The sequence below is a fragment of the Pantoea sp. B_9 genome (genome assembly GCF_008632015.1).
GTDB lineage: Bacteria > Pseudomonadota > Gammaproteobacteria > Enterobacterales > Enterobacteriaceae > Pantoea > Pantoea dispersa.
The window spans coordinates 305,626-328,079 of the sequence record NZ_VWVL01000004.1; the positions used below are offsets into that span (position 1 = coordinate 305,626).

The following is a 22,454-nucleotide window of genomic DNA, read 5'->3' on the forward strand; positions in this document are numbered from 1 at the left end:
TTCACTATGGTAAAGGAGAGGCTTATGTTTCGTTGGGGTATTATCTTTCTGGTCATCGCTCTGATTGCTGCAGCATTAGGTTTTGGCGGTCTGGCGGGTACGGCAGCATGGGCAGCTAAAATTGTCTTTATTGTCGGTATTATTCTGTTCCTCGTGAGCCTGTTTACCGGGCGCAAACGACCCTGACCCACTGCGTTAACCATGTTAACCCGCTAGTCACATAAAGCGGAGGCCAGTCATTGCCACCATTGAAGGTGCGCCGCGACGATTGCAGGATGCGGTTGGTCAGGGAACGACAATGACTGGTTCTCCGGGATGCTGATTGAGCGCCTCCCTCAGAGCAGCAAACACTGAGGGACATCCATTGGGAATACGCATCCCGGTGTCGCTGGACACCTTTGAGCCACTGGCACTCACGCCATTCAAATCCAAAAAAATCGCCCTGGTCTGCGAAGGCGGCGGGCAACGCGGCATCTTCACGGCGGGCGTACTGGATGAATTTCAGCGCGCAGGCTTCAACCCCTTTCAGTTGATGCTCGGCACCTCGGCCGGTGCACAAAACCTCTCAGCCTTTGTCTGTGCCCAGCCCGGTTATGCGCGGCGCGTAATTACCCGTTACACCACCAGTAAACTGTTTTTCGATCCGCTGCGTTTTGTGCGCGGTGGCCACCTGATCGATCTCGACTGGCTGGTGGATATCACTAAACAGGAGTTCCCGCTGGCGCTGAGCAGCGCCGAAAGCCTGTTTGCCAAAGGCAGCGAATTTTACATGTGCGCCTGCCGCAGCGATGATTACAGCGCGCAGTACTTCAATCCCACCAACCTGACCTGGCATGACATCATTAAGGCTTCCAGCGCGATCCCCGGTTTCTACCGCAGCGGCGTATTGATGGATGGCGTGAGCTATCTCGACGGCGGCATCAGTGATGCTATTCCGGTGCGCGAAGCGGCGCGGCGTGGCGCCGATACTATCGTGGTGATCCGTACCGTGCCGTCACAGATGGCGTATACGCCGAAGTGGTTTAAACGCATGGAGCGCTGGCTGAGCGACAGCGCCCTGCAGCCGATGATCAATATCCTGCATCAGCACGAAGAGAGCTACCGCCAGATTCAGCAGTTTATTGAACAGCCGCCGGATAATCTGCGCATCATTGAGATCTTTCCGCCAAAGCCGCTGGCCAGCATGGCGCTGGGCAGTCGTCTGGCGTCACTGAATCAGGATTATCATCTGGGGCGCCGTAGCGGGCGCTATTTCCTGGCGACGCTGGGCCAGTGGCTGAGCGATGCTGAACCGCTGGCGCGACCGATTGCCGTGACGCCGCCAGCCGCCGTCGCCAACGCGCCGGATAACCGGCCGGTCAGCACGCCGCCGCTGGCGGGTAATGACGCCGACTACGATGCAGGATCGCTGGCATGAGATTTATCGACACCCACTGCCACTTTGATTTTCCGCCATTTGTCACCGCTGCCGAACACAGTATCGCGCAGGCGGCGCAGGCGGGCGTGGAACGCATCATCGTGCCGTGCGTGGATGCCAGCCGTTTTGCCGTGGTGAGCCAGCTGGCGCAGCAGCATCCGGCGCTGTATAGCGCGCTCGGGCTGCACCCGATCAATATTGCGCAACATCAGGATGACGATCTCGATCGCCTTGAGCAGTACCTGCAAACGCCGGATGCAAAACGCGTGGCGATCGGGGAAATCGGGCTGGATCTGTATATGGAAGCGCCGGATTTTGCGCGGCAAACCCGGCTGCTGGAGGCCCAGCTGAAGCTGGCAAAGCGCTATGATTTGCCGGTGATCCTGCATTCGCGACGTACGCACGATCAGCTGGCGCAGTATTTGCGCCGTCACGATGTGCCGCGGCGTGGCGTGGTGCACGGCTTTGCCGGCAGCCAGCAGCAGGCGGAGCGTTTCATCGCCCTTGGCTACGCGATTGGTGTCGGCGGCACTATCACTTATGCGCGCGCCAGCAAAACCCGCCACACCATCGCCAGCCTGCCATTGCAGGCGCTGCTGCTTGAAACCGATGCGCCGGATATGCCGCTGCACGGTTTTCAGGGCCAGCCAAATCGCCCGGAGCGCGCGCGTAATGTGTTCGAAGTATTGTGCCAGCTGCGCCCGGAACCGCCCGATGAGATCGCCGACGCGCTGTGGCACAACAGCCTGCGTTTGTTCGCGCTGCCGGATTGAGTATTGATCCTGCGCCTGCCGCCCCTTCACTTCATCTAATAGCGCCGTCACGGTTAATCGCCGTTGCAGTTTTGCCAGCGGCACAATTTCTTGCGCGATGAATCGCGTCGCTGCAACGCCTCTGCCACTTCTGATGATGTGCTGACAACTTCCGCTCTGTCGCAAATTAACTACGCTTTAACGATATCCGATACCTTTTTGCGGCAACATTTGTGATAATAATCACAATCGCATCATGCCGCGCTGTTCGGCAAAATAGCGATTTAATGTGATTAAAATCGCTAAATGCATGTATATCAGAGCGCGGTTTCCTTTTCCTTGTGACAAACCTCGCAATTCCACGCGGCGTGGGTTGTTATAATTATCACATTCTCCGGTGAGCAGATTTCACCGGCCTGACTTTGGAGAGCACCATGACCGATCTGAACGCGGCCGCGCAGCGCGCGCTGCAACTGATGGACCTGACCACCCTGAACGAAGACGACACCGATGAAAAAGTGATCGCGCTGTGCCATCAGGCGAAATCACCGGCCGGTAACACGGCGGCGATCTGTATCTATCCGCGCTTTATCCCGATTGCACGTAAGACGCTGCGCGAGCAGGGCACGCCGGAAATTCGTATCGCGACCGTCACTAACTTCCCGCACGGTAACGACGACATCGACATCGCGCTGGCGGAAACCCGTGCGGCAATCGCCTATGGCGCGGATGAAGTTGACGTGGTGTTCCCGTACCGTGCGCTGATTGCCGGTAATCGTGACGTCGGCTTTGCGCTGGTAAAAGCCTGTAAAGAGGCCTGCGCGGCGGCGAACGTGCTGCTGAAAGTGATCATTGAAACCGGCGAGCTAAAAGAGGAAGCGCTGATTCGTGCAGCGTCCGAAATCGCGATCGATGCCGGTGCGGATTTCATCAAAACCTCTACCGGTAAAGTGCCGGTCAACGCCACGCCAGAGGTGGCGGCGATCATGATGCAGGTAATCCGTGACAAAGGCGTGCAGCAGCAGGTGGGCTTCAAACCGGCTGGCGGCGTGCGCACGGCGGAAGATGCCGCTATCTACCTGCAGCTGGCCGACGATATCCTCGGCAGCGGCTGGGCGGATGCGCGTCATTTCCGCTTCGGCGCTTCCAGCCTGTTAGCCAGCCTGCTGAATACCCTGGGCCACGCTACGGCGACCAGCAAAGCCGGTTATTAATCCACGCGGTCGCCAAAATGGCGGCCCACGGTGTTACTGCCGTCAGGTGCGCATTGCTGCGCAGCTGGCGGCTGTCATTCAGCGATACATCGCTTTTCCGGGGAGGCAACCTTGTTCCTGCCACAAGAAATTATTCGTAAAAAACGCGACGGCCAGCCGCTGAGCGAAGCGGAAATCCGCTTTTTCATCAATGGCGTGCGTGATAACAGCGTGTCTGAAGGGCAAATCGCCGCGCTGGCGATGACGATTTATTTTCACGACATGAACCTGGAAGAGCGCGTGGCGCTGACCATGGCGATGCGCGATTCCGGCACGGTGCTCAACTGGCAGGCGCTGAACCTCAACGGACCGATTGTTGATAAACATTCGACCGGCGGCGTGGGCGATGTCACTTCGCTGATGCTGGGTCCGATGGTGGCGGCCTGCGGCGGCTACGTGCCGATGATTTCCGGGCGCGGCCTCGGCCACACCGGCGGCACGCTGGATAAGCTGGAAGCCATTCCCGGCTTCGATATCTTCCCCAGCGACGATCGCTTCCGTCAGATCATCAAACAGGTCGGCGTTGCCATTATCGGTCAGACCAATTCGCTGGCGCCGGCGGATAAGCGGTTCTACGCCACGCGCGATATCACCGCCACTGTGGATTCTATTCCGCTGATCACCGCCTCGATCCTCGCCAAAAAATTAGCCGAAGGATTAGACGTGCTGGTGATGGATGTCAAAGTCGGATCCGGGGCGTTTATGCCAACCTTTGAGGCCTCGCAGCAGCTGGCGCAGGCGATTGTCGGCGTCGCCAACGGTGCGGGATGCAAAACCACCGCGCTGCTCACCGACATGAATCAGGTGCTGGCATCGAGCGCCGGTAATGCGCTGGAAGTGCGCGAAGCAGTGCATTTCCTCACCGGTGAGGCGCGCAATCCGCGGCTGCTGGAGGTCACGCTGGCGCTGTGCGCTGAGATGCTGATCTCCGGCAAACTGGCGGCGAACGAAGCCGAAGCGCGGCAAAAACTGCAGCAGGTGCTGGATAACGGTAAAGCGGCTGAGGTGTTTGCCCGCATGGTGGCGGCGCAGAACGGCCCGACGGATTTCATCGAGCAGATGGACCGCTACCTGCCGGCACCGATGCTGAGCAAAGCGGTGTACGCCGATCGTCCCGGCATCGTCAGCGCCATGGACACGCGGGCGCTGGGCATGGCGGTGGTGGCGCTGGGCGGTGGCCGTCAGCGCGCCAGCGACAGCATTGATTACAGCGTGGGCCTCAGCGACATGATCACGCTGGGCAGTGAGGTCAATGCGCAGCAGCCGCTGGCGGTGATTCATGCCGCGTCGGAAGCACAGTGGCAGCAGGCCGCTGCGGCAGTGAAAGCGGCGATAACGCTCAGCGACCACGCTCCGGAGGCCACGCCGGTGGTGTATCGCCGCATCAGCGAATAGTGGCGTAACTGCGTGCCAGGCAGCGGCCGTTCGGGTATACTGATCTGATCGCTTTTTTTTGACTTGTCATCGCGCTATGGCGCAGGAGACTTGCATGAAACGTGCTTTTATTATGGTTCTCGACTCCTTCGGGATCGGTTCCAGCAAAGACGCCGATAAATTCGGTGATGAAGGATCGGATACGCTCGGCCATATCGCCGAAGCGTGCTTTGAAGGCCGCGCCAATGAAGGCCGCGAAGGTCCGCTGCATCTGCCCAACATGACCGCGCTCGGCCTTGGCAAAGCGGCGGAACTCTCTACCGGCCGCTTCCCGCCGGGACTGGATCCGCAGGCGGAAATCATCGGCGCGTACGCCTACGCCAGCGAACTCTCGTCGGGCAAAGATACGCCGTCCGGCCACTGGGAAATCGCCGGGGTGCCGGTGCTGTTTGACTGGGGCTACTTCAGCGACAAAGAGAACAGCTTCCCGCAGGAGCTGCTGGATACGCTGGTAAAACGCGCCGATCTGCCGGGCTACCTCGGCAACTGCCACTCCTCCGGCACGGTAATTCTTGACCAGCTGGGCGAGGAGCACATGAAAAGCGGCAAGCCGATTTTCTACACCTCGGCAGATTCGGTGTTCCAGATTGCCTGTCATGAAGAGACCTTTGGCCTCGATCGCCTGTACGCGCTGTGTGAAATTGCGCGTGAAGAGCTGACCAACGGCGGCTATAACATTGGCCGTGTGATCGCGCGTCCGTTTGTCGGCGATAAAGCCGGTAACTTCCAGCGCACCGGTAACCGTCACGATCTGGCGGTCGAACCACCGGCACCAACCATGCTGAAAAAGCTGGTGGATGAGAAGGGCGGCGAAGTGATTTCAGTGGGTAAAATCGCTGATATCTACGCGGAGCAGGGCATCACGCAAAAAGTTAAAGCCACCGGTCTGGATGCGCTGTTTGACGCCACCATTGAGCAGATGAAGAAGGCGCCGGACAACTCAATTGTGTTCACCAACTTCGTCGATTTTGACTCGACCTGGGGCCATCGCCGCGATATCGCCGGTTATGCCGGTGGGCTGGAGCTGTTTGACCGTCGTCTGCCGGAGCTGATGGCGCTGGTAAAAGAGGGCGATATCCTGATTCTCACCGCTGACCACGGCTGCGATCCGAGCTGGCATGGTACCGAGCACACGCGCGAGCACATCCCGATTCTGATCTACGGTCCAAAAGTAAAACCGGGCTCGCTGGGTTACCGCAATACCTTCGCCGATATCGGCCAGACCATCGCCAGCTATTTTGGCCTGTCCAGCATGGACTACGGCAAAAGCTTGCTGTAAAACAGCCACCACTTTTTGATAAGGAAGAACAACAATGGCAACTCCTCATATTAATGCCGAAATGGGCGATTTCGCGGACGTGGTGCTGATGCCAGGCGATCCGCTGCGTGCAAAACACATTGCCGAGACTTTCCTCGACGATGTGGTCGAAGTGAACAACGTGCGCGGCATGCTGGGCTTCACCGGGACTTACAAAGGCCGCAAAATCTCCGTGATGGGCCACGGTATGGGTATTCCATCCTGCTCGATCTACACCAAAGAGCTGATCACCGATTTCGGCGTGAAGAAGATCATTCGTGTCGGTTCCTGCGGTGCCGTGCGTGCAGACGTGAAACTGCGTGATGTGGTGATTGGTATGGGTGCCTGCACCGATTCAAAAGTTAACCGCATGCGTTTCAAGGATCACGATTTTGCCGCCATCGCGGATTTCGACATGGTGCGTAACGCGGTTGACGCGGCTAAAGCGCTGGGCGTGGACGCGCGCGTCGGTAACATCTTCTCCGCTGATTTGTTCTATACGCCGGACCCTCAGATGTTCGACGTGATGGAGAAGTACGGCATCCTCGGCGTGGAGATGGAAGCGGCCGGCATCTACGGTGTGGCGGCAGAGTTTGGTGCCAAAGCGCTGACCATCTGTACCGTGTCGGATCACATCCGTACGCACGAGCAAACCACCGCGGCAGAGCGTCAGACGACGTTCAACGATATGATTAAGATCGCGCTGGAGTCGGTGCTGCTGGGGGATTGATTTTCCTCGCTTTTTTTCACCCTCACCCTAACCCTAACCCTAACCCTAACCCTAACCCTCTCCCGCGCGGGAGAGGGGACTGATCGAGCAACGGTTAATGCCTGCGCGCGGGAGAGGGGACCGATCGGGCAACGTTTATTAGCCGGTAAACGCCCTGTCCCGCATTCCTGACACAGCAGCCCCACCGTAAACATCTGACACACTTTTACCCAGGCTTGTGCATCTTCCTGCTGGCTCTGCCGGAATCTCTCCCTATCATTAGCGTGATAATGAAGAGACTAAGCCCCTAATGAATTTCCGCAATTTCGAAGCCGAAGAGAAACTGTTTGTGCGCCGCGCGCTGGTGGCGTTTGCCCTGGTTGTTATCTGCTTCACCATTCTTGGCATCAACCTGTATCGCTTACAGGTGGATCAGCACAGCTATTACCAGACGCGTTCCAACGAGAACGACATCAAAATGATCCCCATCGCGCCGACGCGCGGGCTGATCTTCGATCGCAACGGCATCCCGCTGGTGCGCAACGTCACCTGGTACGACATCCTCGTCACGCCGTACAAAATCGACAACATGCAGGCGACGCTGAAGGCGCTAACGCCTATCGTCGATCTGACACCGGATGATATCGAAACCTTTGAGCACGAACTGAAGCAGAGCAGCCGCTATAAACCGGTGGAGCTGAAAGCCGAGCTCACCGATGAAGAGGTGGCGCGCTTCTCGGTCAATCAGTTCCGCTTCACCGGCGTCACCATTGATACCTATCAGGATCGGGAATACCCGTACGGCGCCGATCTGGCGCACGTGGTCGGCTACGTGTCGAAGATTAACGATAACGATTACAAGCGGCTCAATGCCGAGGGCGTGGGCGAAAACTATGCCGCCGACCACAACATCGGCAAGCAGGGTATTGAGGGCTACTACGAATCTCTGCTGCACGGCAAAACCGGCTATCAGGAAGTGGAAGTGGATAACCACGGCCGCATTGTGCGTGTGCTGAAAGAGGTGCCGCCGGTGGCGGGCAAAAACATCTGGCTGACGCTGGATCTGCATCTGCAGCAGTATGTGGAGAGCCAGCTGGCCGGGCAGCGTGCAGCGGTGCTGATTGAGGATCCGCACGATGGCGGCGTGCTGGCGATGGTCTCCAGCCCGAGCTACGATCCCAACCCGTTCGTGAAGGGCATCAGCTACAAAGCCTATAAAACGCTGCTGCAGGATAAAAACCTGCCGCTGATCAATCGCGTTACCCAGGGGCTGTATCCACCGGCATCGACGGTAAAACCCTACATGGCGATGTCGGCGCTGCTGAGCAAAGTGATTACGCCGGGCACCACCTTCTTTGGCGCGCCGACCTGGACGCTACCGGGCACCGATCGCAAATACCGCGACTGGAAAAAGTCCGGCCACGGCATGCTCGACGTCACCAAAGCGATTGAAGAGTCCGCCGACACCTTCTTCTATCAGGTGGCGTTCATGATGGGTATCGACCGCATCCACAGCATGCTCAGCCAGTTCGGCTACGGCAAACCTACCGGTATCGATTTGAATGAAGAGTACGCCGGGCTGCTGCCAAGCCGCGAATGGAAGCAGAAAGTGCATAAACATACGTGGTATCAGGGCGATACGGTGTCGGTGGGCATCGGTCAGGGCTACTGGATCGCCACGCCGATTCAGATGGTGAAAGCCATGGTGGCGCTGATCAATAACGGCCGGGTGATTAATCCGCACCTGCTGGCTAAAGCACAGCGCGGCACCTGGCAGCAGGTTTATCAGCCGACCGCGCCGCAGCCGCAGATTGGCGATGCGAAATCACCGTACTGGTCGCTGGTGCGCCACGCCATGTTTGGTATGGCTAACGCGCCAAACGGCACCGGTTATAAATATTTCCATACCGCGCCGTACGGCATCGCCGCCAAGTCCGGTACGTCGCAGGTGTTTAGCCTGAAGCAGAACCAGACTTACAACGCGAAGATGATCCCGGTGCGCCTGCGCGACCACATTTTCTACACCGCCTTTGCGCCGTTTAACAACCCGCAGGTGGCGGTGGCGTTGATTCTGGAAAACGGCGGTAACGAAGGCATTACGGCCGCGCCGGTGATGCGCAATATCCTCGACCACATCTTCCTGCCGCCGCCGGATAGCAGCGTGCCGATGCAGACGGCCAGCACCGCGCAGGCGCGCTGATCAGCGGAAAAATACCCGGTTGCGGCCGTGGTGTTTGGCATCGTAGAGCGCAGCATCGGCATTGCTGTACAGCGTGTCGAAATCGGAGCCCGGCTTACCGTAGCTCACGCCGAGGCTGGCGGTCACCAGTTGCTGCGGCAGCACCGCGAGCGGCGAGGCGTTAAGCGAGGCGTGGATCGCACCGGCGACAATCACCGCGTCGGACAGACGATAGTGCGGCAGCAGCACGGTAAACTCTTCGCCGCCGATGCGGCCAATGCTGGCACCGGCCGGGCAGTGCGCCTGAATGCGCGTCACCAGCCCGCAAATCACCTTATCGCCCATCGGATGGCCGTATTCGTCGTTGATCTTCTTGAAGTGATCGATATCCAGAATGATCAGCGCCGCCGGACCGCTCTCCAGCGTCTGGCTGATGCGCTGAATAATCGCGCCGCGATTCCACACCGCCGTTAGCGGATCGTGGCTGGCTTTGTACTCCAGCTCCTGCGCCAGCTGGTTTAACTGCTCATTCACGCGGTTCAGCTCGCGCTCCGCGCGATCGCTGCGGGAGATCAGCCGCCAGGTTTCGCGCATCAGGCGCTGATAGTGGCGATTCAGGTGCAGCAGCGCCTCGCGGTAATCCTGCGCGCTCAGCGTGTTTTGCGCCGCCACATGCTGTGAGCGATTCAGCACCTCGCTCTCTTCACGGAACAGCTCATTGAGGTCCATCATGACGCCAGTTCCGCCTGCAGATTAACCTGCAGATCGGTAAAATCCAGCGCCAGTTCCTGACCAAACTCTTCCGCGATGTCATCTTCCGCATCAAACAGCCAGTTCAGCGTGACGCGCTGACCGCGCTGCGCCAGCTGGTTAAACAGATCGAACAGGCTGAACAGCATCTTGGTGCTGGAGCTGTTGAAGTAGCGCAGCGCGATAGTGACGACCACCGCGTCGTTGTCGGTGGGTTGCCACTGCTCAAGGGCATCCAGCAGCGGGCGATAAAACGCCGCCGCGTTCTCCGGCCACGACTCGCCGCGCAGCGCAAACTGGCGGGTGGCAAAATCAAAACTCACTTCGGGCGTGCTCTCAGTGGCAGAGATAATCAGGTTTTGCATACAACCTCAATCCTGGTGAATGGTGGCTTTAAGCCAAAACGTGGCGTAGCCGCTGGCGGGCAGCGGACGCAGTTCATACTCCAGCGGTTCACTGACATCACGGGCAAGCGTCAGCAAACCGATATTGGCCCCTTTGCTGGTGGCGGGGCTCTCGGTGCGCAGACCGACACGGTAGGCCTGCTTAATTTCGTCGTTACTCATGGTACGCAGCAGATCGAGCCAGTCTCGCAGCTGCTCGCAGGCGGCCTGTTCGACCTGATTACTGCTCTCCAGCACGTAGTTATCGCCGTCCACGTGCAGCGTTACGGTGCCAAAGCGATAGTGCTGTTCGGCATGGCTCAGGGTACGGCTGTCCTGCGAATAGCGCAGAATGTTCTGCACAATCTCGACAAAGCTGGAGAACAGCCGGCGGCGCACTTTCAGCGGGGCCTGCTGGTTTTCCAGAAACACTTTGATCACTTCACCCATCGCGGTGATGTTCTGCGGCGAAAAGAAGCCGGTATAGTGCAGCGCAACGCTGTCGGGCGGCAGGTGCGTGCCGGTGGAAGCTGGATGCATAAGAGGCTCGTTAATAACGCAGGCCAAACCAGGTGACGTCATCGCGTCGCGGCTGGTTGCCCTGCCAGTGAAGAAATGCCTGCGCAAACGCCGTGGAGAGCTCGGCCATCGGCAGGGTTTTATGTTGTGCAATGACCGTCTGAATCCGCTTTTTACCGAACATAATCTGCCGCGCGCCGCCGGGTTGATCGGTCACGCCGTCGCTCATCACCAGCAGCACATCGCCGGGCTGCAGTGTGCGCTGCTGCTGCGGCCAGCAATAGTCGTGCGGTGTATCGGTGTAGCCAACGCCGACGCGATCGGCCTGCAGCGCGGCGGCTTCACCCTGTAGCGGCTGCAGCACGGCGTGCATGCGCGCGCTGGCCCAGCTCAGCTGATGGCTGGCCGTCTCCAGCCGCAGCGCAATCGCATCGCAGCCGTCGTTGGACAGCGAAGTCTGCTGCGAGGCGTTAAGCTGGCCCAGGGTTTGTTTGATGTGGCGGTTAAGCGCCTGCAGCAGGGCAGACGGCGTACGATGGTTGTGCTGCAGCGCACGCTCCAGCGCCGCATGCAGAATCACCGTCATAAACGCGCCGGGAATGCCGTGACCGGTGCAGTCGGCAATCAGCGCCAGCCAGCCGTGCTCGTCGCGGTGAAAGGCGTAATAGTCGCCGCCCACGCCATCGCGCGGCTGCCAGTGCAGGCACCAGTCGCTTAGTTGCTGCGCCATTTGCTGCCGCGAGCGGTCCAGCATCGCGTCCTGAATCACTCGCGCGTAATCGATGCTCTGTAAAATTTGCTGATGCTGCTGCGCCTGCAAATCGGAGACGGTGCGAATCAGGTCGATACCGAGGCCGATGCCAATATAGCGGCCCTGTTCAGTCACGATAAAGCCATCGGTCACTGATTTATCTCCGCTGGCGACCACCTGCTGCGCGACCCGATCGAGTTCGGTTTCGGCATCGATCACCAGCGGTTGTTTATCCATAAAGGCGATACAGCTTTTACGATCGTACAGCTCGCGGAAGAACGGGCGCGTCATTTGCGACAGAAAGATGTGGCGGTTGATCATGCCGAACGGCGTGCCGTTTTCCACCACCGGCAGGCCAATCAAATCTTTGTGTTCGCTAAACAGCGCCATTACCGCCGTGTTGTCCATCGCTGGCGTGACGAACGGCACCGCAATACACAGCGAACGCGCGCGGGCACGACCCGTCAGGGCGCTAAGCCCGGTGCGGAAATCAGGCTGCTGCATGAGAAAGAGTCTGGCGTTGATTAGGAATAATCTTAGGTTACGGCACGGCGATGACACTTTTATGTCACCGCCGGCCAGCGCTCGCTGCTGCGCTTATTGCGGAGCTTTTAGTGTATCGGCGACGTGGCTGATGGCGCGCACCACCTCACTGGAGCTGCCGCGAATTTCGGCAATCACACCGCCCGCCTGCTGCGCGAGCACTACGCCCTGATCGGCACGTTTCAGGTTCGACGCGATGCCTTTCTGCGCCTTATCCGCCAGCAGATGGTTATGCCTCACCCGATTCTCGATTTCGCTGGTGGCGCGATTGATGTTTGCCGCGAGGGTGCGCACTTCACTGGCGACCACCGCAAAGCTGCGGCCGTGCTGACCGGCGCGCGCGGCTTCCACTGCCGCATTGAGTGCCAGCAGATTGGTTTGGTCGGCAATGCGGCGGATGCTCTCCACGATGGCGCCGATGCGATCGGAAGAGTCGCTCAGATCATTGATATCACTAGAAATACCGTGCAGTTCGCTGGCCAGCGCATTGATATTCTGCACGCTGTTTTCAATGACCGCCGCTCCCTGTTGCGTACTTTCACTGGTATGCAGCGCGGTTTGCCATGCCTGCTGCGCTGCTTCGCGCTCCAGCTGGTTTTTTTCCACCTGCGCGGTAACGTCGGTGGCGAACTTCACCACTTTGTACAGCTCGCCGGCGCTGTTAAACACCGGATTATAGGTGGCGCGCAGCCAGACGGTGTTGCCCTGCTTATTGACGCGCTCGAACTGGCCGGAGATATATTCACCCTGATTGAGCTTGTGCCAGAAGCGGCGATAGGCCTCGCTGGTGCGCATTTCGGGCGGACAGAACAGGCTGTGATGGCGACCGATGATCTCATCAGCGCGATAGCCCATGGTATTGAAGAAATTATCGTTGGCCATCAGCACTTCACCTTTGAGGTTGAAAGCAATCACCGCCATCGAGCGCTCAATGGCGGTGGTCATGGCGCGCTGCTCCTGCGCATCCATGATGTGCGCGGTGATATCACTCGCCAGCTTGACGATTTTGATCACCCGGCCGTGGCGATCCTGCACCGGTACGTAGTTGGCTTCCAGCCAGATCGGACGGCTGTGCTTCGCCACGCGCAAAAACTTATCGCTGAAGCCTTCGCCGCGATTCAGACGCTGCCAGAACTCGCGATACTGCGGTGACTGCACCATATCCGGCGTGCAGAACAGGCTGTGATGCTGGCCGACAATTTCTGCCAGCGTGTAGCCCATGCGCTCCAGAAACAGCGTGTTAGCGGTGAGTATGTGACCATCAGGCGTAAACTCAACCATGGCGATGGCCTCCTGCAGCGAACTGAGCGTTGCGCTGCTGTGACTGCGTTTCTGCCACGCGAGACGCGACAGGATTCCCGATGTAATCGTGCTGAACATGGTGGACCTTATTATGGTTATGGGATGTCAGCACGGTTATCGGCGTGAGTGGCTAAAAATTCACCACTAAATAACCCGGTTGCGCAGGTTTTTACCATCGGGTCCGGCGGTTGCTGCAAAAGGCAGCAGTCAGCTGATTTTTACCGAAAAGCGTTTGACGGTACGGCGCGAGTAAGGTTTAATGCGCCCCGTTGCCCGGATAGCTCAGTCGGTAGAGCAGGGGATTGAAAATCCCCGTGTCCGTGGTTCGATTCCGCGTCCGGGCACCAACATTCTGAAAACCCAGCCTTTATGGCTGGGTTTTTGCTTTTTGAAGCACCAATGATTTCTGGTCACTTTGACTGCTGAGGTCACTGTAATGCTTCAGCTATCCAGTATGAGCCTTCCTCTTAAGCAACCTGACGGGTAAAAGCACTTCGAAAATGTCTGCGTTAACTGGCGAACATCCAGATGCAGACGATCGGTTAAGCCATAGAACCGATAACAAATCGGGCAAGCGCGGCATCCCTGACTTTGGTATTTGCCCGTCCATGCCTGACATCCACTGCAGCCCAGGCTGCCCAGAGAAACAGCACGCACAGCAGTAGACCAACGGTCACCAGATACAGAACGCCAATATCGATTTTGCCGGATGCCGTTTTAAATGCGTTGATCTGCGCGGTAATCATCGCCATAGCGGACGGCCTCGCGTGTAATCGCCGCTGACCTTACCGTAATCCAGCGGCTGCGCACGCGAAGGCTGCGTGTAGCGGTCGATGCCAGCACGCATGGTGTTGAGGTCTTCGCTGGCTTTCTTGTAGTCGAACAGGTAACGGCGGCGATTATTGGGATCGGACTGCGTGGCGACAGTGCGGGCGCGGTCGAGGGAGAGCTGGACTTAGTCTGGTAGGTGTTGGGTGGTGGCGAGTTCGTCGAGTTCTGAAGCAAAAGTAATTTCTGGATTGACTAAGACTGTAACCAATAGAAGTGTATTTATTGAAGTTTGAACGAAACAATTAACCATGATTTCCTCCTCAGTGACTAGGAGGGTGTATTCACTAATTAATAAATAGGACGAATAGGGCTAAATAAATCTCATGCGTGATTACTTTAATAATGATGTGATTTTTTCTGCAGTGACCAAACACCCCCATTTTATTTATTTTTATGGGGGTGATGTTATTTAGAAATGTTGATGAAACCTAAAGAAAGCTCGCAATTAATTCTCATTTCCACTCGCAGATGAGAATGGGTCGTTCCAGCCTTTTATTTTTATCAATTCTTCCAGCTCCTCTCGGGTGTTGGCATTGTTTTTGTGAATCTCGTCATGAATGTCAGGGTTTACGACTAAGATATCATCCAGGTTAAGCGCATTGTGAGGATCATCTGATTTTCTATTCACATGATGAGCGTGGGCATCCTTTTCAAGTGCCTTCCCTGAGAGTTGGCAGCTTTCTATTCCATCTCTTTTAATTTTATCTTTTTTTAAATTTGGAAGTGCATTTTCAATTCTAGACTTCAGGATTTCACGGCTTTTTTCAGCGGTTGGGGAGTCTCGTAACGCTATTAAGACTTTTTCAGATTGCCGCAGCTTTTCACGTATAATAGAATCACGAGGTTCTTGTACTCTGTCTGAAACAGTATGCAATATAGCTGATACTGAAGCATATCTTTCATTATCAAAGATTAACTTATCTTTATCAGAAAGGTTATTATAAATCTTATTAACTCCTCCATTATCGCATGCTAACAAAGTTCCTATTTTTTTCTTATTAATAAATGTATTTCCATCAGAACCAAGTGCGCCTCCGTTAATTACGGCATTTTTTATCTTTGAGTTCTCTGCTTCAGTTAAGTTTTTACTATTTTCTGGCAGTTCAATATTCAAATCTTTAGCTAACGTTAAAGATGGTAGTTTTTTACTCATCTTCATCGCCCTTATCAGTTACATTAAGGTAGATTTCATTCAAAGTTGAAAATGCCTCAGTATTCTCATCATCATTTTCTCTAATTATTCTTGATAAGTTATAATACCAGCGTTTAGCTTTTCTAGGATTGTCGTAAAAATCATCCTTTAAATTAAGGAGATGGTTTCTTTGTTCACCATCGATATGGGTCAGTATATACTTATATTTCTGAAATTCATTTGTGAAAGTTTCTTTTGATAATGACATCCAGTTTTCTTGGAGTTTTTCAACGAAGGGAAATAACTCCTCGAAATTTTCGGCCTCTATTTTAAATGGTTTGACTAAGTTTTGAAGGAAACTATAAGCCTTCTCGAAATCTCCAATTCGCTTCAAATCTTCTGGTGTCTTAGCATTTTTCAGACAAGACAATTCAAAATCTTTCATATACCCTCCATAATGTAATGATTGTTAACTTATAAAAATCTAATCTCTATAAAAATAGAATGTTAACTTTGTAATATTACCAATAAAATTTCATATCGTTTACATCTGCCGCGCCGCAAGCGCCTTGCATGCTGACGATAGGGCGCAAAGTCGAGCTTTGCACGCTATCGTCCAGCTTACAAATACTTCTTGAACGAGGCTGTCAGCACCGCCAGCGCCATGCCCAACATCAGCGCCGCAGGTAGCACCAGCAGATTTTGGTAAACAGCCGGTACCAGCGTGGTGTTGAACTCAACTGCGGGACGTAATAGCGCTTCGATAACATAGTGATCGCTCATAGTATTGCCTCACTTTTGGCAGGATTCATACCTGCTGCGTGCCGAGTGATGCAGATTGCGCCAGCACAAGTAAGCGCGCAGCAGTGCCAGAGAAAGGATGAAGAACAGTGGAAGCAGCATCTGCGATGCATGAGGCATTCCATGCAATCCGGCGAATTCCATCACTGGGCTGATAACTGCTGGCTCAGTGAATGCTCTGTGATCAGCACCGGGTAATGTTCCAACTATAGGCGACGCGCCAGATCGCTAGCTGATACCTATGCGAGCTGTAGATCTGGCGCAATCTGGCACAACTGCTGTAGTGAAGCTGAGCTGCTAACGTTCACCACCATTCCAACCGCACCACGACGGCTGAGCGGTTCAGCGTTACGTGATAGCCATTTTGCGATTGAGCATCATCGCCAACCAGAAACAGCGCACCAACTCCTGGTAGTTTCAGCGCGCGCGGCTCAGTGATGCCGGGAGTGAGTTCAGGTGTTGCCACTGGCAACACTGAACCTTCACTGTAATCAGGTTGGATTGATTGCTGTTGCGACTGAGGCTCAGCGTTGATTCCCTCATAGAACGGCGATGCCGATCGTCCGCCGAGATCCGCGATAACGTTGAGTTCCGCATGTGAGATAAATGGCAGTGCGGCGATCGCGCCAGCCAGCATCAATTTGTTCATTGCTGCCTCCGTGGTTCTGTCCAGATAATTTCGGTTGAAGGTGTTTGATTGCTCGCGAGGTTAGCGGGTGCCTGTGTTGCGATTGGACCAGGTTGAGCAGGCGTTAGTGAAGCCAGCTTTTGGCTGACAATCTGCCGATAGCGCGCAGCCGGTTTACCTCAAGCCGGATGGTGATAGCAGCCAGCCGCATTCAACCAACTGCCGGGACTACGCTCCCAGCACTCGCGAAGAATGCGCGCCGCTGCGCTCAGGTTGGTATACGGATCAAACGCATCCCTCGTGAGCTGAAGCGATGGCCATTCCAGCCGAGATTGACCTTCGCGATGCCAACATCGATTCTCTTAAGCAGATGGATTTTCATAAACTGCTGCAGCGCCTGCCAGGCAGCTTGTCGACTTTCATAGCGATAGCTTTTACCCGCGACGTTGATTGTCCAGGGCTATAGGCGCGTGCCATGTGGCAGCTGGCGCGATGATTCAGCCAACGCAAGTGAGTAAAGCGACTCAGCTGGAACGCCATGCTGCAGAGCGGCTTTCTGATAACCCGACGGCACGCTTTGCATACTGGTTGACGCCACAGAGCTGGCGGCACTTAGCTACAACGCGAGGGTTTGAACGCTGCGATATGCCATCCGCTTTCCTCTTGCTGGAGAAGAACCGGCATGATGCCGTTGCCGTAGCACATCCAGCGGCCTGCATCGTGGTTCAGGGTGATGCGGCGCTCGCGTACTTGATCGGCGAAATGCGGTGCTGTTGCGCCCAGTTGCGGAGTTTCTGATCGCTGCCTTCACTATCGACAAGGTAGATATCAACGGGGCGTTTATCGGCGAGAACGGCGGAAAGTCGAGCATCGCAGCGCTGGCAATCTGCATCGCGCACGAGCAGCGCGAGCCGACCACCAGAGTCATGCGCGATGCCTGCGGCGTTGCCCATGTTAACCGGTAGCATGTTGGGCATCAGGGTTTCCAGGCAGCATCAACTTCGCGCTGGAATTTGAGCTCTTTCTCTGTTCGTTCTTATTACTGTTTTACCCAGAGTTCGGCGTAGTGGCGGCGTTCGGCGTCTGATTCTGCTTCTATGCATAAGGCAGTAACAGGCTCAGTTTTTGGTCATTGAATACCTCTAATTCCATTCTTAATTTTAAGGAATTTATTGTATTCCCTTTCATTAATCTCATTAATTAAATAGGTGTCTTTTTATTCAGTTATATAAATTTTATTTTTCTGTATGTCTTCGGTGTAAATAGACCTAGGTAGGGATAATGAGAAGATAAATGGTTTTGCTTTAACGGGAAATAGTCATTTGATAACATCATGATCCGTTTCTCATCAACAATCACTTGATAAGGATTATAATGAGCGTTATGTGCTTTTCGATGCTAAAGTAAATAATAAATAGTTAAATTTTAAAAAAAATATCCATGAGTATTCATTTTGCAACCGCCTCTAAATACACTTCATCTTTATAAGCCCATGCTTTTATTCCATTTTGACATGCTGATGTTCCCACTATAACAAAAATTGGAGATTTAATTATTTGCTTATTGGCATGATAGAAACGTTCAATGCTAATTTTATCTTGATTTGATAATGCCGGTATTAATTGAGGGTGAGTGTGCCAGTAACCTGCAAAAACTAAACCATAGCTCCTGGCTTGGCTTTGCTCATAATCACATCGGTAAGAATTAAGTTCTACCCAATGTTTTGAAGATTTGTCTGATGAATGCGGCAAAGTAGCTGAGGATAGCCATAAGCCATTATCGAATGAAGGGCTGATGAATAATTGCCCTCCACATTCCATTTTGTCACCGTGCTGTCTATGAGCATCAAAAATAGCAGAAACATCTTCGCTAACCTGCAATTTGAAATCATATTCTTCCCACACCCAAGTCCATGCGAGAGAAGGAGGGTTATTCATTGTTCCATTCATTTTTAATTACCATTGTCTCGATGTTTTCATCAATCTGTGGACCTACGTAAGTTCCTCCAGCCATAACGACCCTGCTACTTTCAGTAACAAATGAACTCCATAGGTTACTATCTGAGTTTTCAGTGTCCTGCAAAATTTTAACTACTGACTTTGATACCATACCTGCAATCAGTTGGATATTTAATGAGCTTCCGGGAATGAACCCTACACCACAGGCTGGTAATTTGAAATAACCATTGTTTTCCCATTGAGTAAATTTATTCTTAAAGTCCCCTTTTTTATCAAAGAGATATCTTGCATCTGCGACTTTTGTTTTATTGCTGCACAAAACATGGCCAACAAATGCGTAGGGCTCAACCCAAGCTTGCACAAATGAAATCTCTTTTACTCTTGACTTAATTTCCCATAGGAAGTATTCAGTTGGCCAGTCTGCAGAGGTTGAAACAATACAGTCATATGAATAGATGTTAATATCCTTATGAAAAACTGCTTGATGAAAATATTTTGGAATTGCAGTTATTACAGCTGTTGGTATGCAAGATCGAAGGTAATTCTTAAGTGCTAATGATTTATTTTTACCTAGATCATCAATTGTTAAAACATGTCTTCCTAAATTAGAATCATCGAGAGTGTCAGGGTCAACAATTGTTAGTTCTGTTATGCCGGAATGTATTAATTGTGATGCTACATGACTTCCAAGTGAACCTGCGCCAATCAGAAGAACTTTTTTTTGTTCATTTTCATCGATGCGGAAATCTTTTGAACGTGAAAAGATAACTTCGTTGTCGAGAAAAAAAGTATCAGTAATTAGTAATTTATCCTTTTCACCTATGGGGTTTTTTACTGAGCGGATTTTAGCCTTTCTTAACCCAAAGTTAAATGTCTGACTATCTCTGACTCCTTTCCTTTGAATTAGGAACGAAATAACACTCACTGGCTCTGAATTAAATATTTCAAGAACTACCCACCTTAAGGGGTGATTAGATTCATTTTCTAACCATTCTTTCAGAGCCTGAATATCACTTTCATCAGCATGACTTGAGAGCCAATCGACAAAACCATAAGCAGTTGGTAATTTTACATTTGGTGTGGATGTTAATTTTAAGTAAAACGCCCCTTTTGCTGCCTCAATCTTTTTTTTGGTGGGAGATACCTGCCATTGATAATGTTCTAAAATTTTATTGTCACTATCTGAGGCCCAAATTTCTCCATTACCTAACTCGCCACTCTTGGATAAAGTGTATAGAGGTGTAGATTCTTTTGGTTTGCTCAGTAAAGTTAATTTCTGTTGACTTAATTTAGCTTGCATAGCCCAATAGCTGATTACTTCACTGTCAAATTCATTTTTAATTTCTTTAGTGTTTTGACTTTCGCATACAAGGGAGACCATCTTCCCTAATCTTAAGAACGTGTTATCAATAACTTCAACGGGATCACCATATACAGCCTTATCTCCACCACCAAATAAACAAACAAACTCATCCAAGATATGAGGCCATTCTAACCAAGGGCTTGGTTTAATAGATAATGCTAAGGCTACGCTTGGGAAGCTTTCACTAAACCCTACCTGTAACTTCCTTTTTATTCCTAGATAATCAACAGGAAGATTCAGCTCAAATCTAATAACTTCCTTTGAGTTTGTTGTATTAACTTCAACTAGAAAACAATTGTTAAATATCTCATGAAGTCTGTTTACACCTGCCTGTATAGCAGGTGTGATATTATTAGTCTTATCCAAGGCGTTCGACCGTCCCTGCATTAGCTTGACCTAAACCAGATAACGTACCAAACGCACTCAATACATTTTTATTTAATGTTACACCAGACGTTCTTCCCGGCAATGTCCAAGACGTGCCAAAATCTTTGGATATCTCACTAATCATAGATTGAGGTACACCAAACTTATCACTTACTTCCTGTTCAAATCTCTGCTGAGTGCCCCAGTCGCTTAAACCAAGTGCGATATCGGTGATTGCATCAGCGTGCCAATCGTAAAATGCATCTCTATATTTATCACCTTCTCCATTATCTCTATTCCATTTTTCAGCGAAGTTTTCACCTTCATCACATGGATTTAGAACCTTATATTCACTATTAGAATAATCAACATGTTGAGCCATATCAGATACAATCGAGAACATCACATCGATTGGCCTCATTGGTGTCAAGGCAGACCTTAAAGCAATTTGATAATAAGCTTTTGTTGCGAGCGTAGTAATAACTGCTGAAATAGGCCTATGAATTTCTCTCGAAGCACGTATAGCCCAGCGATCGCGGTGTCTTTTTAAAAGCTTAATAGTTGCGCCAAGAGGGTGAGAGTCTGAGTATTCTTGATAGTTAGGAATAGGATCCATAGTAGACTTAGCTAACTCTTCATTACCAACGATACTGTCTATAGTCCTAGTTGATTCAGTGATCATCAAAATTTTTTTAGTGCTTACATTTTCAAGCCATAGTGAATAAGAACGCGGAGCACTAGCTTTCCAACCATCTTGCCTATCAGGAACAAGTAGTTTCCCATACCCCTCACTTTCATAATTTCCAGGTGCTATAATAGCAGGAGTAATATCTATATGAAAACCTGGGTTTTCATCAGAGTAGACAATTCTAATTCCACGTCTAAGTTGTTGTGGATCAGCTTTAACTGTTGACTCTGCCCTGAATAACGTCTCTATTGCAAGCAATACATCTTCTGGTTTGGAATTAACAGCATTCGGTAATAAGATGATGGCGTCGGCATCGATAGTCGCCATATCGCCCTTGGCTTCAGGTGCAGGTTTAACAGTTGTCTTAAGGCCAATTGAACCCTGGATAAAGATATGAGCCCCAGACAAACAAAACTCCTGAGCCTTATCTAATATTTTTTGCAATTGGGAATATCGGCTTTCAATCAAATCATATTGAATAGAAGTTAAAGATATTTTTTTAGAGGCTTCAATGAGCATCTTCTCCCAACTGTTAACCTGTGAGGAGTCTTGCGCTGTATAGTCTAAAACTTGAGAGCTCATACTAATCTCCTGATTAAAAAAACTATTTCTTTGAAATTTTATTGAATATTTCTGATTGATATATCGCATCTTGAAGAGCGTTATGGGTAGCTAAGTTTTTGGTTTTTAACTTTACATCTATCTTGCTAGATTTTGTTTCCTGCCAAAGTGTACCAAATTTGCCCATATAATATGACTTAATATCAAGAGCTGTAAAACCAAAAGGGTTTTTTCCCAGCTGTTTAATAAATGCATAATTAATGAACGACCAATCAAAAGCAGCATTGAATCCAACAAAAACTATTTTTTTATCTTTGAATTGTTCTCCTTTCAGCCAATTATCAAAAAGTTCAATGGCAATAGATATGTTCTTACCATTTTCATTTAACTCATCAATATTTAGCCCGGTTACCGCAAGAGCCTCATCTTCAACCAAGCCTCCCTGTGGCTTAATTAAGCAACTGAAGTTTTCTTCTGGTTTTCCTACTACGCAAGCGCCAATACTAATGAGGTCATATTCCCCCGGAATTGGGCCGGTAGTTTCAATATCAACAGAGATATAAATTTCTGGCGAAGACATTACAACCTCGCTTGATACAATTTAAATATGCTAGCGTGAGAAAATAACAAAACTTAATGAAAAGTCAATTAATTATAAGGGGCGAGAGCTCTGGATGTGATTAAGTTATTGTTTTTAATTGGGTTTATATCTGCCCCCCCTCTTGAAGTATTGAGTTTTCTTTAAGGTGTGACATGATGATTTATAAGATTGATTTCTAAAACTTGCAATCAAACGTGAAATAACGAACATTTGACTTAGGTAAGAATTTAAAAGGT

21 protein-coding genes, 1 tRNA gene and 4 pseudogenes are annotated in these 22,454 nt (G+C 51.8%); 9 read left to right on the forward strand and 17 right to left on the reverse strand.

Going from position 1 to position 22,454, the window contains the following annotated elements; all coding sequences use genetic code 11:
* The first annotated feature begins 24 nt into the window (after nt 1-24).
* The 8 genes from F3I21_RS14515 (at nt 25) to mrdA (ending at nt 9,062) form a co-directional block, all read left to right on the forward strand.
* Nucleotides 25-186, forward strand: a complete 162-nt coding sequence (locus tag F3I21_RS14515; RefSeq protein WP_007893192.1) for a DUF1328 domain-containing protein — start codon at nt 25-27, stop codon at nt 184-186.
* Between the two features lie 178 nt (nt 187-364).
* On the forward strand, nt 365-1,417 hold the full coding sequence (locus tag F3I21_RS14520; protein ID WP_031279725.1) for a patatin family protein: 1,053 nt from the start codon (nt 365-367) through the stop codon (nt 1,415-1,417).
* Nucleotides 1,414-2,190 carry a TatD family hydrolase gene (locus F3I21_RS14525; RefSeq protein ID WP_150059204.1) on the forward strand — a complete coding sequence of 259 codons (777 nt, stop codon included), beginning with the start codon at nt 1,414-1,416 and terminating at the stop codon, nt 2,188-2,190. The genes F3I21_RS14520 and F3I21_RS14525 overlap by 4 nt, the downstream gene beginning before the upstream one ends.
* Before the next feature lie 413 nt (nt 2,191-2,603).
* The gene (deoC, locus tag F3I21_RS14530) at nt 2,604-3,383 is read left to right on the forward strand and encodes a deoxyribose-phosphate aldolase (protein WP_058770662.1); all 780 of its coding nucleotides are present in this window, start codon (nt 2,604-2,606) and stop codon (nt 3,381-3,383) included.
* A 111-nt stretch (nt 3,384-3,494) separates the two neighbouring features.
* On the forward strand, nt 3,495-4,817 hold the full coding sequence (gene deoA / locus F3I21_RS14535) for a thymidine phosphorylase (protein WP_150059205.1): 1,323 nt from the start codon (nt 3,495-3,497) through the stop codon (nt 4,815-4,817).
* Between the two features lie 94 nt (nt 4,818-4,911).
* The gene (deoB, locus tag F3I21_RS14540) at nt 4,912-6,135 is read left to right on the forward strand and encodes a phosphopentomutase (RefSeq protein WP_150059206.1); all 1,224 of its coding nucleotides are present in this window, start codon (nt 4,912-4,914) and stop codon (nt 6,133-6,135) included.
* Nucleotides 6,136-6,169: 34 nt separating this feature from the next.
* The gene (deoD, locus tag F3I21_RS14545; protein WP_021507654.1) at nt 6,170-6,883 is read left to right on the forward strand and encodes a purine-nucleoside phosphorylase; all 714 of its coding nucleotides are present in this window, start codon (nt 6,170-6,172) and stop codon (nt 6,881-6,883) included.
* 289 nt (nt 6,884-7,172) lie between these two features.
* On the forward strand, nt 7,173-9,062 hold the full coding sequence (gene mrdA, locus F3I21_RS14550) for a penicillin-binding protein 2 (protein WP_058759549.1): 1,890 nt from the start codon (nt 7,173-7,175) through the stop codon (nt 9,060-9,062).
* Here mrdA and F3I21_RS14555 read toward each other — a convergent pair whose 3' ends face one another.
* The 5 genes from F3I21_RS14555 to F3I21_RS14575 all read right to left on the reverse strand — a co-directional run bounded on the left by F3I21_RS14555 (nt 9,063) and on the right by F3I21_RS14575 (nt 13,367).
* Nucleotides 9,063-9,773 carry a GGDEF domain-containing protein gene (locus F3I21_RS14555; RefSeq protein WP_021507652.1) on the reverse strand — a complete coding sequence of 237 codons (711 nt, stop codon included), beginning with the start codon at nt 9,771-9,773 and terminating at the stop codon, nt 9,063-9,065.
* Nucleotides 9,770-10,156: a DUF1987 domain-containing protein gene (locus F3I21_RS14560; RefSeq protein WP_150059207.1), complete on the reverse strand. Its 387-nt coding sequence runs from the start codon at nt 10,154-10,156 to the stop codon at nt 9,770-9,772. Before F3I21_RS14560 ends, F3I21_RS14555 begins: the two co-directional genes overlap by 4 nt.
* A 6-nt stretch (nt 10,157-10,162) precedes the next feature.
* Nucleotides 10,163-10,714 (reverse strand): SiaB family protein kinase, encoded by a 552-nt coding sequence (locus F3I21_RS14565; RefSeq protein WP_150059208.1) that lies wholly within the window; start codon nt 10,712-10,714, stop codon nt 10,163-10,165.
* Nucleotides 10,715-10,724: 10 nt separating this feature from the next.
* Nucleotides 10,725-11,948 (reverse strand): SpoIIE family protein phosphatase, encoded by a 1,224-nt coding sequence (locus tag F3I21_RS14570; RefSeq protein WP_058774863.1) that lies wholly within the window; start codon nt 11,946-11,948, stop codon nt 10,725-10,727.
* 93 nt (nt 11,949-12,041) lie between these two features.
* Nucleotides 12,042-13,367 carry a PAS domain-containing methyl-accepting chemotaxis protein gene (locus F3I21_RS14575; RefSeq protein WP_150059209.1) on the reverse strand — a complete coding sequence of 442 codons (1,326 nt, stop codon included), beginning with the start codon at nt 13,365-13,367 and terminating at the stop codon, nt 12,042-12,044.
* Between the two features lie 193 nt (nt 13,368-13,560).
* Between F3I21_RS14575 and F3I21_RS14580 the strand changes: the two genes are divergently transcribed.
* Nucleotides 13,561-13,636, forward strand: a tRNA-Phe gene (locus F3I21_RS14580).
* Nucleotides 13,637-13,831: 195 nt separating this feature from the next.
* Here F3I21_RS14580 and F3I21_RS14585 read toward each other — a convergent pair.
* From F3I21_RS14585 to F3I21_RS14640, 12 genes and pseudogenes are all read right to left on the reverse strand, one after another.
* A complete protein-coding gene (locus F3I21_RS14585; protein ID WP_150059210.1) occupies nt 13,832-14,041 on the reverse strand; it encodes a TIGR03758 family integrating conjugative element protein in 210 nt (69 codons plus the stop codon).
* A pseudogene (locus F3I21_RS23410) lies at nt 14,032-14,232 on the reverse strand (RAQPRD family integrative conjugative element protein); the annotation flags it as partial. The pseudogene F3I21_RS23410 and the gene F3I21_RS14585, both read right to left, overlap by 10 nt.
* Before the next feature lie 333 nt (nt 14,233-14,565).
* On the reverse strand, nt 14,566-15,273 hold the full coding sequence (locus F3I21_RS14595; protein ID WP_150059211.1) for a hypothetical protein: 708 nt from the start codon (nt 15,271-15,273) through the stop codon (nt 14,566-14,568).
* A complete protein-coding gene (locus tag F3I21_RS14600; RefSeq protein WP_150059212.1) occupies nt 15,266-15,697 on the reverse strand; it encodes a hypothetical protein in 432 nt (143 codons plus the stop codon). Before F3I21_RS14600 ends, F3I21_RS14595 begins: the two co-directional genes overlap by 8 nt.
* 176 nt (nt 15,698-15,873) lie before the next feature.
* Nucleotides 15,874-16,035 (reverse strand): hypothetical protein, encoded by a 162-nt coding sequence (locus F3I21_RS23615; protein WP_370515545.1) that lies wholly within the window; start codon nt 16,033-16,035, stop codon nt 15,874-15,876.
* A gap of 161 nt (nt 16,036-16,196) precedes the next feature.
* A pseudogene (locus tag F3I21_RS14610) lies at nt 16,197-16,702 on the reverse strand (integrating conjugative element protein).
* Nucleotides 16,699-17,264, reverse strand: a pseudogene (locus F3I21_RS23415) (lytic transglycosylase domain-containing protein). The pseudogenes F3I21_RS14610 and F3I21_RS23415 overlap by 4 nt, the downstream one beginning before the upstream one ends.
* 29 nt (nt 17,265-17,293) lie before the next feature.
* Nucleotides 17,294-17,882 (reverse strand): annotated as a pseudogene (locus F3I21_RS14620) (TIGR03759 family integrating conjugative element protein).
* A gap of 247 nt (nt 17,883-18,129) precedes the next feature.
* Nucleotides 18,130-18,618 (reverse strand): Mov34/MPN/PAD-1 family protein, encoded by a 489-nt coding sequence (locus F3I21_RS14625; protein ID WP_150059213.1) that lies wholly within the window; start codon nt 18,616-18,618, stop codon nt 18,130-18,132.
* On the reverse strand, nt 18,611-20,368 hold the full coding sequence (locus tag F3I21_RS14630) for a ThiF family adenylyltransferase (RefSeq protein ID WP_166711270.1): 1,758 nt from the start codon (nt 20,366-20,368) through the stop codon (nt 18,611-18,613). The genes F3I21_RS14625 and F3I21_RS14630 overlap by 8 nt, the downstream gene beginning before the upstream one ends.
* On the reverse strand, nt 20,361-21,638 hold the full coding sequence (locus tag F3I21_RS14635; RefSeq protein WP_150059215.1) for a nucleotidyltransferase: 1,278 nt from the start codon (nt 21,636-21,638) through the stop codon (nt 20,361-20,363). Before F3I21_RS14635 ends, F3I21_RS14630 begins: the two co-directional genes overlap by 8 nt.
* Before the next feature lie 22 nt (nt 21,639-21,660).
* Nucleotides 21,661-22,197 carry a 3'-5' exonuclease gene (locus F3I21_RS14640; protein WP_150059216.1) on the reverse strand — a complete coding sequence of 179 codons (537 nt, stop codon included), beginning with the start codon at nt 22,195-22,197 and terminating at the stop codon, nt 21,661-21,663.
* Nucleotides 22,198-22,454 lie beyond the last annotated feature (257 nt).

Coding starts and splice junctions, on each gene's coding strand:
- F3I21_RS14515 (WP_007893192.1), top strand. CDS start 25: ATGTTTCGTTGGGGTATTATCTTTCTGGTCATCGCTCTGATTGCTGCA.
- F3I21_RS14525 (WP_150059204.1), top strand. CDS start 1,414: ATGAGATTTATCGACACCCACTGCCACTTTGATTTTCCGCCATTTGTC.
- deoC (WP_058770662.1), top strand. CDS start 2,604: ATGACCGATCTGAACGCGGCCGCGCAGCGCGCGCTGCAACTGATGGAC.
- deoB (WP_150059206.1), top strand. CDS start 4,912: ATGAAACGTGCTTTTATTATGGTTCTCGACTCCTTCGGGATCGGTTCC.
- deoD (WP_021507654.1), top strand. CDS start 6,170: ATGGCAACTCCTCATATTAATGCCGAAATGGGCGATTTCGCGGACGTG.
- mrdA (WP_058759549.1), top strand. CDS start 7,173: ATGAATTTCCGCAATTTCGAAGCCGAAGAGAAACTGTTTGTGCGCCGC.
- F3I21_RS14555 (WP_021507652.1), bottom strand. CDS start 9,773: ATGATGGACCTCAATGAGCTGTTCCGTGAAGAGAGCGAGGTGCTGAAT.
- F3I21_RS14560 (WP_150059207.1), bottom strand. CDS start 10,156: ATGCAAAACCTGATTATCTCTGCCACTGAGAGCACGCCCGAAGTGAGT.
- F3I21_RS14565 (WP_150059208.1), bottom strand. CDS start 10,714: ATGCATCCAGCTTCCACCGGCACGCACCTGCCGCCCGACAGCGTTGCG.
- F3I21_RS14570 (WP_058774863.1), bottom strand. CDS start 11,948: ATGCAGCAGCCTGATTTCCGCACCGGGCTTAGCGCCCTGACGGGTCGT.
- F3I21_RS14575 (WP_150059209.1), bottom strand. CDS start 13,367: ATGTTCAGCACGATTACATCGGGAATCCTGTCGCGTCTCGCGTGGCAG.
- F3I21_RS14585 (WP_150059210.1), bottom strand. CDS start 14,041: ATGGCGATGATTACCGCGCAGATCAACGCATTTAAAACGGCATCCGGC.
- F3I21_RS14595 (WP_150059211.1), bottom strand. CDS start 15,273: ATGAGTAAAAAACTACCATCTTTAACGTTAGCTAAAGATTTGAATATT.
- F3I21_RS14600 (WP_150059212.1), bottom strand. CDS start 15,697: ATGAAAGATTTTGAATTGTCTTGTCTGAAAAATGCTAAGACACCAGAA.
- F3I21_RS23615 (WP_370515545.1), bottom strand. CDS start 16,035: ATGAGCGATCACTATGTTATCGAAGCGCTATTACGTCCCGCAGTTGAG.
- F3I21_RS14625 (WP_150059213.1), bottom strand. CDS start 18,618: ATGAATAACCCTCCTTCTCTCGCATGGACTTGGGTGTGGGAAGAATAT.
- F3I21_RS14635 (WP_150059215.1), bottom strand. CDS start 21,638: ATGAGCTCTCAAGTTTTAGACTATACAGCGCAAGACTCCTCACAGGTT.
- F3I21_RS14640 (WP_150059216.1), bottom strand. CDS start 22,197: ATGTCTTCGCCAGAAATTTATATCTCTGTTGATATTGAAACTACCGGC.